Raw genomic sequence first — 13,006 nt, 5'->3', positions numbered from 1 at the left:
GTCGAGGGCACGTCCTGGGACATCTACGACCCGGTCGCCAACATCACCGCCGCCTGCAACTACGCGGCCGACAAGTACGGCTCGATGGACAACGTCAACTCCGCGTACTGATCAGCACCACACACTGCCGAGGGCGGTGGCACCCCACACCAGCGGGGCGCCACCGCCCTCCCCGCATACCCGGGGCGTTTACGCAGGGCTGCGCCGGATGGCGACCATGGCGACGTCGTCGTCGAGGGACCCGCCGGCATGCGTGAGCAGGTCCTGGCGGATGCGCTGGATCAGGCGCCGTGGTTCGCGTTCGTTCCAGGCGGCCAGGCGCTCGGCGAGGGGGTAGAAGGTGCCGTGGGGATCGCGGGCTTCGATGACCCCGTCGGTGTAGAGCAGGAGAAGATCGCCTTCACGGAAGGCGAAGACCTCGGCTTCGTAGTCGTCCTGCGTCGTGGGTGTGCCCAGGCCGAGGGGCAGGTTCGGCTCGGAGACCGCCAGAGTGACGACCTCGCCGTCGCGGACGATCAGTGGCGGTGGATGGCCGCAGCTGATGACCTGCACCAGGGGCTGATCGTCGGGGATCTCCAGCACGGCCGCCGTCACGAAGCTCTCGCCGACCGCGAGCTCGTCGGCGGGCTGCTCCGCGTCCCAGTAGACGGTGTTGTGCAGGTGGGCGACGAGGCGGGGGAGGGGCGGGAAGCGGTGGGCGGCGGCGCGGAAGGCGCCCAGGAGCAGGGCGGCGTCCCCGACGGCGGTCAGTCCTTTGCCGCGGCAGTCACCGATCATGACGCGGGTCGCGTCGCGGGCGCGGGCGGCCGCGTAGAGGTCTCCGCCGATCTGCGCCTCGGCCTCGGCCGCCGCGTACTCCGAGACCAGCTCCAGGGGCCCGAGGCGGGAGGGGAGGGGCTTGAGCAGGACTCTCTGTGCGACATTGGCGACCCATCTGGCCCGGTCCAGTGCCCGCTCGTGGCGTCGGCGCACGGCGCGGAAGGCGACGATGAAGCAGACGGCCAGGAACAGGGCTGCGGTCTGCGTCTGGTGATCGGCGGTCGTGGTCCGGCCGAAGATGAACCCGAGGGCGATCTGGGCGCCCACCGCCAGGGCGCCGATGAAGGCGGTCAGCCGTGTGCTGCCGAAGGTCGCGGTGAGGGCGGGGGCTGCGACCAGCAGGGGGCCGAGGTGGATGTCGGGGCCGGTCAGCAGGTCGGCCGCCATGATGGCGGCGATGAGCCCCAAAGGGGCGGCAATCAGCACGCGCCGGCGCCCCGAGAGGCCGGGCTCTGCCGGAGGGAACTGAATGCGCATGTCCCTTGCTTACCTCCCCACCCCCGCTCCGCGGCTCCTGCGACACGGGCCGGATGCGCAGCCGTCTGCTGGGAGTCGCCTGGAGTCAACGGGGTCGGCCCGGAATCCGCGCTCCGGCGATCATGTCTCCCAAAGGGAAGAGAAGCCCGGTGAGTGCGCACGGAAGGGGACGGGACATGGATCGGCAGGAGGCCGTCGGCCTCGTACAGCGCGTCATGGACGCGGACTACGCGACGGAGGCCGAGGGGGATCGCCTGGCGGAGCTGCTCGACAGGGGCCTGGCCTGCCCGTCCGGCTACGTCACCGACCTGATCTTCTGGCCGCGGGGGCGTGAGCTCTCCGCCGAGGAAGTGGTGGACCGGGCTCTGGAGTACCGGCCGATCGCCCTGTGAAACAGGGCTGTCGGGTGAAACCGGGCTACGAGGCTCTGCCGGCCGCGGGGCCGCCGCCTTCGGTGCGTGCCGTGCAGCCGGGCCCCGGCCGGGCCCGGCTGCCGTACCGGTCGGAATCAGTGGTTCGTGCCGGAGGCCCAGATCGCCTGGCTGCCGTCGTAGATGACGACGTTGCCGTCGTCCTGCACGACCAGGCGCGAGCCCGGGTGTCCGGCCGTCCTGGACGACCAGACGGCCTTGCCCGAGCGGGTGTACACCACGAAGTTGCCGTCCTCCTGGAACGCGGCTCTCCATCCCTGGCCGACGGTTCCCGTGGACCAGCGGGCTCTGCCGAACTCGTCGTAGATGACGAGGTTGCCGTCGGACTGCATGACCAGGCGGGCGGTGTCGGAGGCCAGCGACTGGTTGCGCTCGAGGGTGAACGGAGCGTGGACGGTGCGGGTGGCCGGGACACCCGGCTTCGCCGCCGCGGTCGCAGCGGCCGGGGCGGCATGGCCCGAGGCCTCCGCGGCCGCGGCCTGCCCGGCGAGGGCGACGACGGAGAGGGCGGCGGCTGCCAGCAGTGTGGTGGTCCTCTTACTCACGAAAGATCCTTTCGACGAGTGGTGCATCCACCGGTGCCCCACGGGCGGGGGACCGCTCCGGACCCTTTCACCACTCATGCACCGGAAGCCGCTGTTCACCTCGCGATGACGCGTTCGTTTCACTGTTTGGCCGGAGTGTCAGCCGTCACGGCCGTGACGGCCGTGACGAAGGCCCCCGCCTGTGCGGCTGCGACCGCGGCCGCAGCCGCACGGTCCGCCGCCGCCTCGTCGAGCGCCTCGCCGGTGGTCAGCAGGCGGTAGTAGAGGGGAGCGGAGACGGCCCGGACGACCTCGCGGGTGTCGGTCCCCTCGGGCAGCTCACCTCGCTCGACGGCTTCCCGGACGCAGGGCTCCCACTCCGCGACACGGGTGTCGTAGAAGAGACGGAGGGCCGCCGCCGCCTCGTCGTTGCAGGTCGCTGCGGCGATCACCGCCTTGAAGAGCGCTCCCTGGCGCGGGTCGGCCAGTGTGCGCTGCACGAGGCGGGCATTGGCGCGCAGGTCGCCCAGGAGCGTGCCCGTACGGGCGCGCGGGAGGGACTGCTCGGCCATGTCCGCGAGCACGTCGGCGGCGAGGCCCGCCGGCGTGCCCCAGCGGCGGTACACGGTCGTCCTGCCGACGTCCGCGCGGCGGGCCACGTCGGCGAGGTCGAGGCCGGAGAACCCGCCCTCGGCCAGTGCGTCTCCGGCGGCCTGCAGGACGGCCGCACGCACGCGGGCGGTGCGCCCGCCCGGACGCACGGTTCCCGGATCCGCGCTCCTGGACGACTCCATAACGGGACTCCTATTCCATTAGTGGCTCGACTCCTGCTACGGTAGAGCCATATTAACGGGACGGAAGTCCCGGTAGCGTTGTCGTCCCGCACCCACGGCGCTGGACGGCACGAGGGGAAGGGAACCGCTGTGGAATTCCGACGACTGGGCGCTTCAGGGCTGATGGTTCCGGCGCTGAGCATGGGCGCAGGCACGTTCGGCGGGCGCGGGGAGCTCTTCGGCGCCTGGGGCACCACCGACGCCGAGGAGGCACGCCGCCTCATCGACATCTGCCTCGAGGCCGGCCTCAACATGTTCGACACCGCCGACGTGTACTCCGCCGGCGCTTCGGAAGAGGTCCTCGGCGCCGCCATCAAGGGCCGGCGCGACGAGGTCATCCTCTCCACCAAGGCGGGGCTGCCGATGGGCGACGGCCCGGCGGACGCGGGAACCTCCCGCTCACGCCTCATCAAGGCCGTCGACGACGCCCTGCGCCGCCTCGGCACCGACTACATCGACCTCTTCCAGCTCCACGCCTTCGACGCGGGCACCCCCGTCCAGGAAGTCCTCTCCACCCTCGACGACCTCGTACGGGCAGGGAAGCTCCGCTACACGGGCGTTTCCAACTTCGCCGGCTGGCAGCTGATGAAGTCCCTCGACACCGCCGACAAGCACGGCTACCAGCGCTACGCCGCGCACCAGGTCTACTACTCCCTCATAGGCCGCGACTACGAGTGGGAGCTCATGCCGCTCGGCCTCGACCAGGGCGTCGGCGCCGTCGTCTGGAGCCCCCTGGGCTGGGGACGCCTCACCGGCAAGATCCGCCGGGACCAGCCGCTGCCGGCCGGCAGCCGTCTGCACGCCACCGCGGACTACGGCCCTCCCGTGGACGACGACCTCCTGTTCCGCGTCGTCGACGCCCTCGACGAGATCGCCCGCGAAACCGGCAAGACCGTGCCGCAGATCGCCCTCAACTGGCTGCTGCAGCGCCCGACGGTCTCCTCCGTCATCATCGGCGCCCGCAACGAGGCGCAGCTGCGGCAGAACCTCGGCGCGGTCGGGTGGAACCTGACCGCCGATCAGGTGGCGAGGCTCGACGCCGCGAGCGCCACGACCGCGCCGTACCCCTACTTCCCCTACGAGCGCCAGGAAGGCTTCGCCCGCCTGAACCCGCACCCGGTCCGGCGTATGGAGGCAGCGGGCAGCGAGGCGTAGGAAAGCGGCCGGGCCCGCCGTGCCGTGCCGTGGACGGCACGGCACGGCAGCGCGACGCCCCCGCCGGCGACGAGCAGATGGTGAAAGGCGTCAGGCGGGCAGGGCGCCCTCGACGGCCGAGACGACCTCAGGGGCGTCGGGCTCGGTCCGAGGGCTGAAGCGGGCGGCGACGCTGCCGTCGGGGGCGATGAGGAACTTCTCGAAGTTCCAGCGGATGTCGCCGGTGTGACCCTCGGCGTCCGCCGTGTCCACCAGGGCGGCGTACAGGGGGTGCCGCTGCTCGCCGTTGACGTCGGTCTTCTCCGTCATGGGGAAGGTCACGCCGTAGGTGGCCGAGCAGAAGGAGGCGATCTCCTCGGCGGAGCCGGGCTCCTGGCCCATGAACTGGTTGCACGGCACGCCCAGCACCGTGAAGCCGCGCGGCGCGTAGGCCTCGTGCAGCTTCTCCAGCGCCGCGTACTGCGGTGTCAGGCCGCACTTCGAGGCGACGTTCACGACCAGGACGGCCTTGCCGCGGTACTGCGCGAGATTCGCGGGGCCGCCCTGGAGGGCGCCGATCTCCACGTCGTGGATGGACACGATGGCTCCTTGGGTTCTGCTCGGCTTGGATCTGCTCGGCTTCTGGGTGATCAGGTCGACTTACCTGTGGGCCAGTATGCCTCCAGCGGGACGAACTCCCGGGGCCCGGTGGCAGCATTGCCGGCGGCGGTCGGCACGGGCCGTGGTTCACGACAACCCCGCGATCATGCGTCCCGGCCCGCAGGACCGGGCAGGCATGTACTGCTGCCGCGGCGTCCGGTCCGTCCGTCCGGGCGGGCGGCGCTGTCACGGCGGCCGAGCGGGAGGACCTGGAGTGGGATCGGACCGGCATGCTCAGGCAATGACGTTCACCAGCACCGATGCGGTGCGGCACTACGAGAAGGCGCTGGACTGCCTGCTGTTCTTCCGCCCTCAGGTCACCGCCGAGGCGGAGGCGGTGGTCACCGACTCGCCGCGCTCGGTCATGGGGAACGTCCTCCTGGCGTACCTCGGTCTGCTGGGCACGGAGGAGAAGGACGCGGCAGCGGCCCGGAAGGCGTTCGAGGAGTTCCGCCGGGGCGTGCGCCTCTCGGAGGCGACTCAGCGGGAGCGGATGCACATCGAGGCCGCCTCGTCCTGGCTGAACGGTGACATCCCGGGAGCCGGCCGTGTGCTCGGCGAACTCCACGTGACCCACCCGCGGGACGCCCTGGCCCTGGCGGTGGGCCATCAGACCGACTTCTTCACCGGCAACGCCCTGCTGCTGCGCGACCGCATCGGCGGGGCGCTGTCCGCCTGGGACGAGGACGACCCGCACTACGGCCTGCTGCTCGGCATGTACGCGTTCGGCCTTGAGGAGGCGGGCCACTACGCACAGTCGGAGCAGGCGGGCCTGGCCGCCGTCGAGCGCAACGCCCGCGACGTGTGGGGGATCCATGCCGTCGTGCACGCCTACGAGATGACGGGGCGGTTCGCGGACGGGATCCGCTATCTGAACGAACGGAAGGCCGACTGGGCGGACGGCAACTACCTCAACGTGCACAACTGGTGGCACTACGCCCTGTACCACCTGGAGGCGGACCGCACCGACCGGGTCCTCGACGTCTACGACGCCGTCCTGCACAACGAGGAGTCCGCCGGGCTGGCCATGGAGATGCTGGACGCGGCGTCCCTGCTCTGGCGGCTCCACCTGGCCGGCACCGACACCGGTGACCGCTGGAAAGCACTCTCCGACGCCTGGGCGGCACGGCAGGACGGCGCCTACTACGCCTTCAACGACGCGCACGCCGTCATGGCCCACGTCGGGGCGGAGCGGATGGCCGAGGCCGAGGGCCTGATCCGGGACCGGGAGGCCTGGGTGCGGCAGGCGGCGGGGCAGCACACGTCCGGCCTGCCCGGCCTGCCCGGCCTGCCCGGCCTGCCCGGCTTGCACGGCCCGTCCAACCTGCAGATGACCGCCGAGGTCGGCCTGCCGGTGTGCCGGGCGCTCGTCGCCTACGGCAAGCGCCGGTACGACGAGGCCGTCGGTCTCCTCCTCCCGATCCGGCACCGTCTTCAGACCTTCGGGGGCAGCCACGCGCAGCGGGACGCCGTCCAGCGGACCCTGGTGGAGGCGGCGGTGCGCAGCGGGCAGCACGACATCGCGCGCACGCTGCTGAGCGAACGCATCCACGTACGGCCCCTGTGCCCGTACAACTGGGGCGCGCAGGCCCGGCTCGCCGACCGGCTCGGCGATACGGCGGGAGCCGGCGCGGCGCGGCGGCGAGCCGCGGAACAGGCGACGGCAGCGGCCGGGGCCTGAGCCGCAGTGACCGCCGAAGCGGCCGCGCGCCCCCTGACCTTCGTCGTCGGTACGGGCCGCAGCGGATCGACCGCGTTGTCCCGTATCGTCAACGCCCACCCGCGCGTCCTCAGCCTCAACGAGTTCATGGCCTCGGTGGGCGACACCGCCTTCCCCGAAGGGAAGGTGACCGGCGAGGAGTTCTGGCAGCCGCTGGCCGGCCCTGTGCCACGGTACGAGCGAATGATCCGCAGCGGGCTGCCGCTCCCGGAATTCCTCTACACGCGCCGCCCCGGACGGTACGCGCCGGAGACCACCGGCATCCCCGCGCTGTCCCTCATGGTGCTGCCCCACCTCACCGACGACCCGGACGGACTCCTCGACGAGCTGGGGGAATCGGTCGTCCACTGGCCCGAGCGCACCGCCGCCGAGCATCACCTGGCGCTGTTCGGCCTGCTCTGTGCGCGCTTCGGGCGCACGGCCGTCGTGGAGCGCTCCGGATACTCGACGGGCTGGGTGCCCCGGCTGCGGGCCGCCTTCCCGCACGCACGGTTCGTGCACATGTTCAGGGACGGCCCGGACTGCGCCCTGTCCATGAGCCGCCACCCCGGATTCCGCACGATCTCCCTGCTGCGCGAGATCAAGGCACGGGCCGGCGTCGCAAGCCTCGCCGACCTGACCGACGAGCATGTGCGCTCACTGCCGGCGGACCTGGCGCCGCTGCTCGGCGACCGCTTCGATCCGGCACTCGTACGGGACCGTCCCCTTCCCCTGCGGACGTTCGGCACGCTGTGGTCGGACCTCGTCATCCAGGGCATGGAATTCCTCGGCCCCTTACCCGCGGACCAGCGCACCACCCTCGCCTACGAAGACCTCCTCGACGCCCCGCGCGAGGAGCTGACCCGCCTCGCCGCATTCGTCGGCGCCGACCCCCTCCCGCAGTGGCTGGACACCGGATGCGCACTGCTCGACCACAGCCGGCGCGGCTCCGCGCAGAGGCTGACAGCCGCCGAACTCGACGAACTGAGGGAGAGCTGCGCCCCCGGCGTCCACGCCTTGGAGCAGGGCAAGGCGCAGGACCGTCTCCGCGCGGACCGTCTCCGCGTGGACGGTTGAGGACCGGGGGTCAGTTCTCCGGCGCCCCGGCGTGCGCCGGCTCGAACGCCCTCAGGCCGCTCGACAGCTCGACGAGAGTGTCCTCTGCCAGGTCGCGCAGGAAGTCGGGGCACACCCACGCGTCCAGGGGCTCGTCCTCCTGGTCCGCCTCGTCCTCCTCGTTCCACCCGTAGTACTCGGCGATCTCGGCCCGGCCGCCGGGGCTGCGCAGGAAGTAGCCGACCTGGTTCGTGTAGTCCGGATCGCGGGTGTCGGGGTGCTCGCCGGGGCCGTGCGTGCACGGACGGTCTTCCAGCAACGCAACGGCTTCCTCGACTCCCTTGATCATCGCGTCCAGCACCGAACGGTCCGTGATCCTCTCCGACGTCGCGTACCAGCAGGTCGCGTTCATGGTCACGAGGTAGCCGGCCAGCACTCCGCGGGTCGGCCGGGAGGGAAGGCAGGCGGCCTCGTCCTTGAGGTCCTCGTGCGGATCGCCGTAGGGATAGTCGTTCACGATCCCCGAGAGGGTGCTGATGCAACTGTGGTGGTACTTGGGCGCGCCCACGGGGATCCGGCGGACGGTCAACGGGGCGATCACGTCCGCGGCGAGCCGCGCCCACCCTGCGACGTTGCCCGGGCACAGCACCCGCTCGGGGTCGTCGGCGTTGCCGCCGGCGTCGGTGTCCGGCGCTGCGAGCCTGCCGGTCAGCAGCCCGGTGTCACCGTTCCAGATCTCGTCCTCCAGCGAGTCCATCTCGGCCTCGTACGGGTGGCGCTCGTGCGAGCAGGGCCGGCCGCCCAGCGCCTCGACCGCGGCCCGGAGGGCGTCGAGGGCGGCACGCTCGGCCTCCTGCTCGGGACGCCAGGCGAGGTAGCCCGACATCGCCACCAGTCCGGACACCCATATACGGGCCTCCTCCCCGCCGGGGTCGGCGGCGAGCCGGCGGGCGCAGTCCAGTACGAGGGGGACGGCTTCCTCCGCGGGGGAGGTGTCGCGGATGTGCTCCCATGCGGCGGCGAGCCGGGACACGTCGAGGTCGGTTGTAATGATCATGCCCTGGATGACGGAGCCTGCGTCCGGTACGGTTCCCGGCTCGTCTCGTAGCCGCCTCCTGGCGTACGAGCACCGCAAGGTCGAATGAGTATGCGAGTGAGTACGTGTGCTCAGGCCCGACGCGCCCGGGTCCCGGATGATGGGATCATGACGACGACGCCTCACCTCGCCTTTCCGCCCGCACCCCCGGCGCCCTCTCCGGCCGGCCGACCGGGCAACCGCCGGATGCTGGTGGCCGGCGCCGTGGCGGCGCTGGTCCTGCTGCTGGCCGCCGCGGCCGCCGGCGGGTGGTGGCTGACGCGTGACGAGGACTCCTCGCCCTTCGCCGGCCGGCCCCGGGTGACGGACGGTGCGGCCGGGCTCTCCTACGCGATACCCGAGGGGTGGAAACACGAGGAGCAGCAGAAGCTGATCGGCGCCTTCACTTCGTCGGTCACCAAGACGGACACCGGTGGCGAAGGCGGCAGCACCGTCCTCTCCGGCCGGGCCGGGGCCGTACCGCAGCCCGCACTTCAGCGGCAGGCCGAGCGGGCGGCCCGCTCGAACGCGGAGTTCTTCTATCCCGACGGAAGCTCGGAGATCGAGGAGTCCCGGCCGACGACGGTCGACGGCCGGCCCGCGCACACGGTGGCGCTGAGGGTGAGCGACGGCAAGCACGGCACCGGAAGCCCGGAAGGCTCCGGGGGCGCAGGCCATCTCCGCCTGACCCTCGTCGCGGTGGACGACAGCCGCTCGGCCTTCCTCCTCGGCATCGCCCAGCCGGGCGGGCCCGTGGAAGCCGGCGAGGTGGACAAGGTGATGGAGAGTGCTTCCCTGAACTGACGGGGTTGTGAGCGAAGTTGCCGTCTCGCGCCCGTTTCGACGAACATGCCATCGACGCTTCCATGGCGCTGATCGCGCCGGACGAATCAGCCGAGTCCATGGTGGTCGCGGCACTTTCCAGACAAGACTGGGACGTCCGCCGCCCTCGCCCCACCAGCCCGGCCGCTGCGCGTTCGTCTCCGGGAAGAAGAAGCAGAACACGTGCAAGACCACCACGGTCAGTGACGGCCAGGGGCCGCACCCTGTGGTCCGGAGCCGACCGGCCCGGAAGAATGCACGACCAGACCACAGTCCGCACCGAGGACATCGCCGAACAGCTCCGCAGCCCGGTGGGCCTGGTGAGCCCGGACCGAACCGGTCCGGGCCCGGCAGCCTGACGTACACACCGGCCCGGCGCGCCGGGCCTCACCCGCCCGGGGGCCGCCGGGCGGCCGGATGCGCGGGGCGGTGCCTGCCGGTGTGCCGGCCGGTGTCCTCCAGGTGGCTGCCGACGGTGTCGCGGTCCCCGGCGGTGCCCCGTCCCGTGCGTTAGTGTGTGGGCTCGTCGGGCAGCCGACAGATGGCGACGGGCACGCACGCCGTCGCGTCTTCCGTGCCGGGAACACGCGGTGCGAACGCACGAGTGCCCGCCGCGGGGGCGACCCCGCGACGGGCAAGCCGAAGAGCTGGCTCCACGGGGCGTACTGGTGATACGCCCCGCGGGTCAGCGCCTGCCGGTCATCGCCAGGGCCAGAGCGGTGAGGGCCGTCAGCAGCTCCACCCAGGGCGTCACTGCTCGGGCCGCGCTGCGGACCAGGTTCCAGTCGACCGGCGCTTTCGGCCTTCTGTGCTGCACCATGTGTGCGCCTCTCCTCGGACCAGGAGACCCGCCGGCCGGCGAGACCCTATGAGGGCCCTCGGGTGTGGCAGCGCAACCGGCCCCTCCCGAGACCCCTGGGTGAGGTCCCGACGTGACAGGCTGACCCGAGGTCAGCGCTGGTACTGCACAATGTAACTTTATGGGCGTAACACCCAAATGCTTGGTATTTGGCAGATGAACGTCGGCGAGTCCCTTTCCCGGCGAGAGACGCCGACGTGGCCGCAGACGTCATCTCACCCGCTGCTCACGGGGTAGTCGACGTATCCACCCGCCCCGCCGGAGTAGTACGTGTCTGGGTCGCCGGCCGCCAGATCGTGGCCCAGGGCGAACCGGGTGACGAGGTCGGGGTTGGCGATGAAGTGGGTCCCGAACGACACGGCGTCGGCGATCCCCGCCCCGATCGCGGCGTTCGCCGACGCGTGGTCGAAGCCGAGGTTCGCGATCAACGGGCCGTCGAACAGGCGCCGGTACCGTGCGAACGCCTCGAAGTCGGGGGTGGAGCCCGGCGCGGCCAGGTCCCGGCCGCGGAGGTGGAGATAGGCCACCGGGAGGCGGTTGAGCTCCGCCACCAGGGCGTCGTAGTCGGCGAGCGTCTCCTCATCGGCCGTGAAACGGCCGCCCGACGCCCAGTACGGCGACAGCCGGACCCCCACGCGCCGCCCCTCCCAGACGTCGGCCACCGCGTCGGTGATCTCCAGCAGCAGGCGCCGGCGGCCGGCGCGGCCGCCTCCGTAGGCATCGGAACGGAGGTTCAGCCGCGGATTGAGGAACTGCGGGATCAGGAACGGGCCGACGGCATGGATCTCGACCCCGTCGAACCCGGCACGCCAGGCGTTCAGCGCGGCCACCCGGTATGCGGTGACCGTTTCCTCGATGTCCGCGACGGTCATCTCCCGGGGCGTGACGGTGTCCTTGAAACCGCCCGGGGTGAAGGACTTCTCGTGCGGATTCACGGCCGACGGCCCGGCGGGCACTGCGCCCCGCAGGTGATCGGGGTGCGAGGCGGCACCGGTGTGCCACAGCTGCAGCACGATCCGGCCGCCGAGGGCGTGCACGACCTCGGTGACCCTTCGCCATCCGGCGACCTGCTGCTCGCTGTAGATGCCGGGGACGTTGACGAAGCCGATCGCGCGCTCGCTCACCCAGGTCCCCTCCGTGACGATCAGTCCGGCACCTGCCCGCTGGCCGTAGTAGACGGCGTGCAGTTCCGTCGGCACCAGGCCGCGGTCGGCCGCGCGGGCCCGGGTGAGCGGAGCCATCACCACCCGGTTCGGCAGCTGCAGGTCTCCGAGGTCCGCGGATCGCAGCAGCGGTTCCCGGGTGGTCGGCGGCATGGTGCTCATCGTGGGCTCTCCTCGTTCCCCGGCCGGCGGATACCGGCGCTCCGGAGCCATCGTGCGAGCGCAGGCCGGCCGGTAGGAGGGCCGGGATCATCCTGGTACCGGCAGGGCGACCCTCCGGGGAGCCTCCGCGGAGCGGGACCCATCAGAATGAGGGGCATGAAGGAAGCCGAACTGGGCATCTGCCTGCGCGCATGGCGTGACCGGCTCGCGCCCGCCGAGGCCGGGCTGCCGACGGGTCCGCGCCGCCGCGCGCCCGGGCTGCGCCGTCAGGAGCTCGCCACGCTGGCCGGACTCTCCGTCGAGTACCTGGCCCGGCTCGAACAGGGCCGCGCGGGAAGGCCGTCCGCCTCCGTCCTGGGGCCGCTGGCACGCGCCCTGCGCCTGACCGAAGCGGAACGGGAGCATCTGTTCCGGCTGGCCGGCCACGCACCGCCCGCCCCCGCCGTCGCCTCCTCCCACGTCACACCGGGACTGCAGCGGATCATCGACCGGCTGCACGACGCCGCGGTGATGGTGGTGGACCGTGGCTGGAACGTCGTCCTCGCCAACCCGGCGGCGATCGCCCTGCTCGGCGACGAGGCGACGGGCCGGGACGGGGAACGCAACGTCCTGCGACGGCACTTCACGGGGCGTCCCTCACGAGTGATCCGCACACCCGCGGAAGCCGCGGACTTCGAGGCGTACGCCGTCGCCGACCTGCGCGCGAGCCTCGGGCGCTTTCCCGGCGACCCCCGGCTGCCCGAGCTCGCCGGCGAACTGCGCTCCGCCAGCTCCCGCTTCGCGGAGCTGTGGGCACGGACCGACGTCGCCGCGAGCACCTCGCAGCGCAAGGTCGTCCAGCATCCCGAGGCCGGACGCCTGACGCTCGACTGCGACGTGCTGGAAGCCACCGGCTCGGCACTGCGCCTGGTCGTCTACACCGCCGCGCCGGGCAGCCCCGACCACCAGGCCCTGGCTCTGCTCACTGCCGTGGGATCAGGGGAGTTCGCGTGACGTGCCGGCGAGCGCCCGCCGGCGCCGGTACCGGGTAGACGCCGGCACCGGGCGAACCCGCCGTCAGTCCTCGTCCCCCGGGTGGCACAAGAGAAGGCTCAATTCGCTGTCGCCGATGCTCCCGAAGCCCAAGGCGTCGTCGCTTCCACCGGAAACCTCAAGGCTCTGCAAGTCGAGAAGGATCACGGGGCCCACCACCCTCCGCACCGGTCACAGGAAGGCCCAGCCCGACGTGCTGGGCCCGTGAAGAGGCTGTCCCCGGCCGTTCCCCGCTACTCCGAAGCTGCATGGTTCTGCAT

At 71.9% G+C, this 13,006-nt stretch carries 14 protein-coding genes and 2 pseudogenes; 8 read left to right on the top strand and 8 right to left on the bottom strand.

Annotated features, from left to right (window positions below; translation table 11 throughout):
• Positions 1-111, top strand: a pseudogene (locus IE241_RS27315) (transglycosylase SLT domain-containing protein); the annotation flags it as partial.
• A 78-nt stretch (positions 112-189) separates the two neighbouring features.
• Here the strand turns inward: IE241_RS27315 and IE241_RS27310 are convergent.
• A complete protein-coding gene (locus tag IE241_RS27310) occupies positions 190-1,296 on the bottom strand; it encodes a PP2C family protein-serine/threonine phosphatase (protein WP_190024500.1) in 1,107 nt (368 codons plus the stop codon).
• A gap of 176 nt (positions 1,297-1,472) precedes the next feature.
• Here IE241_RS27310 and IE241_RS27305 point away from each other — a divergent pair, with 176 nt between their 5' ends.
• Positions 1,473-1,688 (top strand): bacteriocin immunity protein, encoded by a 216-nt coding sequence (locus tag IE241_RS27305; protein ID WP_190024499.1) that lies wholly within the window; start codon positions 1,473-1,475, stop codon positions 1,686-1,688.
• Between the two features lie 116 nt (positions 1,689-1,804).
• Here IE241_RS27305 and IE241_RS27300 read toward each other — a convergent pair whose 3' ends face one another.
• Together IE241_RS27300 and IE241_RS27295 are read right to left on the bottom strand one after the other, a co-directional pair.
• Positions 1,805-2,272 (bottom strand): hypothetical protein, encoded by a 468-nt coding sequence (locus IE241_RS27300; RefSeq protein ID WP_190024498.1) that lies wholly within the window; start codon positions 2,270-2,272, stop codon positions 1,805-1,807.
• Between the two features lie 119 nt (positions 2,273-2,391).
• Positions 2,392-3,045, bottom strand: a complete 654-nt coding sequence (locus IE241_RS27295) for a TetR/AcrR family transcriptional regulator (protein ID WP_190024497.1) — start codon at positions 3,043-3,045, stop codon at positions 2,392-2,394.
• Positions 3,046-3,174: 129 nt separating this feature from the next.
• On the opposite strand from IE241_RS27295, the gene IE241_RS27290 reads away from it, so the two are divergent.
• The gene (locus IE241_RS27290) at positions 3,175-4,239 is read left to right on the top strand and encodes an aldo/keto reductase (RefSeq protein WP_190024496.1); all 1,065 of its coding nucleotides are present in this window, start codon (positions 3,175-3,177) and stop codon (positions 4,237-4,239) included.
• A gap of 90 nt (positions 4,240-4,329) precedes the next feature.
• Here IE241_RS27290 and IE241_RS27285 read toward each other — a convergent pair whose 3' ends face one another.
• Complete coding sequence (locus IE241_RS27285) at positions 4,330-4,818, bottom strand: glutathione peroxidase (protein WP_190024495.1); 489 nt, start codon at positions 4,816-4,818, stop codon at positions 4,330-4,332.
• Positions 4,819-5,119: 301 nt separating this feature from the next.
• Here IE241_RS27285 and IE241_RS27280 point away from each other — a divergent pair, with 301 nt between their 5' ends.
• Complete coding sequence (locus IE241_RS27280; protein ID WP_190024494.1) at positions 5,120-6,559, top strand: tetratricopeptide repeat protein; 1,440 nt, start codon at positions 5,120-5,122, stop codon at positions 6,557-6,559.
• 6 nt (positions 6,560-6,565) lie between these two features.
• Positions 6,566-7,654: a sulfotransferase family protein gene (locus IE241_RS27275; protein ID WP_190024493.1), complete on the top strand. Its 1,089-nt coding sequence runs from the start codon at positions 6,566-6,568 to the stop codon at positions 7,652-7,654.
• A gap of 10 nt (positions 7,655-7,664) precedes the next feature.
• Here the strand turns inward: IE241_RS27275 and IE241_RS27270 are convergent, their stop codons facing one another.
• Positions 7,665-8,690: a hypothetical protein gene (locus IE241_RS27270; protein ID WP_190024492.1), complete on the bottom strand. Its 1,026-nt coding sequence runs from the start codon at positions 8,688-8,690 to the stop codon at positions 7,665-7,667.
• 147 nt (positions 8,691-8,837) lie between these two features.
• Here IE241_RS27270 and IE241_RS27265 point away from each other — a divergent pair, with 147 nt between their 5' ends.
• Both IE241_RS27265 and IE241_RS34375 read left to right on the top strand, forming a co-directional pair.
• Entirely contained in the window at positions 8,838-9,512 is a 675-nt protein-coding gene (locus IE241_RS27265; RefSeq protein ID WP_190024491.1) for a hypothetical protein, read from the top strand.
• Between the two features lie 133 nt (positions 9,513-9,645).
• Positions 9,646-9,823 (top strand): annotated as a pseudogene (locus tag IE241_RS34375) (transposase family protein); the annotation flags it as partial.
• A gap of 392 nt (positions 9,824-10,215) precedes the next feature.
• Here IE241_RS34375 and IE241_RS34690 read toward each other — a convergent pair.
• Positions 10,216-10,350 carry a hypothetical protein gene (locus tag IE241_RS34690; protein WP_268254431.1) on the bottom strand — a complete coding sequence of 45 codons (135 nt, stop codon included), beginning with the start codon at positions 10,348-10,350 and terminating at the stop codon, positions 10,216-10,218.
• A 254-nt stretch (positions 10,351-10,604) separates the two neighbouring features.
• On the bottom strand, positions 10,605-11,714 hold the full coding sequence (locus IE241_RS27260) for an alkene reductase (RefSeq protein WP_229899878.1): 1,110 nt from the start codon (positions 11,712-11,714) through the stop codon (positions 10,605-10,607).
• A 156-nt stretch (positions 11,715-11,870) separates the two neighbouring features.
• Here IE241_RS27260 and IE241_RS27255 point away from each other — a divergent pair, with 156 nt between their 5' ends.
• Positions 11,871-12,707 carry a helix-turn-helix transcriptional regulator gene (locus IE241_RS27255; protein WP_190024490.1) on the top strand — a complete coding sequence of 279 codons (837 nt, stop codon included), beginning with the start codon at positions 11,871-11,873 and terminating at the stop codon, positions 12,705-12,707.
• A gap of 63 nt (positions 12,708-12,770) precedes the next feature.
• Here the strand turns inward: IE241_RS27255 and IE241_RS35035 are convergent, their stop codons facing one another.
• Positions 12,771-12,893 (bottom strand): SapB/AmfS family lanthipeptide, encoded by a 123-nt coding sequence (locus IE241_RS35035; protein WP_190024489.1) that lies wholly within the window; start codon positions 12,891-12,893, stop codon positions 12,771-12,773.
• Positions 12,894-13,006: the final 113 nt, after the last annotated feature.

The sequence above is a fragment of the Streptomyces hiroshimensis genome (assembly GCF_014650335.1).
Lineage (GTDB): Bacteria > Actinomycetota > Actinomycetes > Streptomycetales > Streptomycetaceae > Streptomyces > Streptomyces hiroshimensis.
Note: the sequence above shows the minus strand (reverse complement) of the source record. Positions and strands in the feature narration are given on the sequence as shown.

Bases quoted from the DNA above. Each gene is read 5' to 3' on its own strand.
- IE241_RS27310 (WP_190024500.1), bottom strand. From the start codon at position 1,296: ATGCGCATTCAGTTCCCTCCGGCAGAGCCCGGCCTCTCGGGGCGCCGG.
- IE241_RS27305 (WP_190024499.1), top strand. From the start codon at position 1,473: ATGGATCGGCAGGAGGCCGTCGGCCTCGTACAGCGCGTCATGGACGCG.
- IE241_RS27295 (WP_190024497.1), bottom strand. From the start codon at position 3,045: ATGGAGTCGTCCAGGAGCGCGGATCCGGGAACCGTGCGTCCGGGCGGG.
- IE241_RS27280 (WP_190024494.1), top strand. From the start codon at position 5,120: ATGACGTTCACCAGCACCGATGCGGTGCGGCACTACGAGAAGGCGCTG.
- IE241_RS27270 (WP_190024492.1), bottom strand. From the start codon at position 8,690: ATGATCATTACAACCGACCTCGACGTGTCCCGGCTCGCCGCCGCATGG.
- IE241_RS27265 (WP_190024491.1), top strand. From the start codon at position 8,838: ATGACGACGACGCCTCACCTCGCCTTTCCGCCCGCACCCCCGGCGCCC.
- IE241_RS34690 (WP_268254431.1), bottom strand. From the start codon at position 10,350: ATGGTGCAGCACAGAAGGCCGAAAGCGCCGGTCGACTGGAACCTGGTC.
- IE241_RS27260 (WP_229899878.1), bottom strand. From the start codon at position 11,714: ATGAGCACCATGCCGCCGACCACCCGGGAACCGCTGCTGCGATCCGCG.
- IE241_RS27255 (WP_190024490.1), top strand. From the start codon at position 11,871: ATGAAGGAAGCCGAACTGGGCATCTGCCTGCGCGCATGGCGTGACCGG.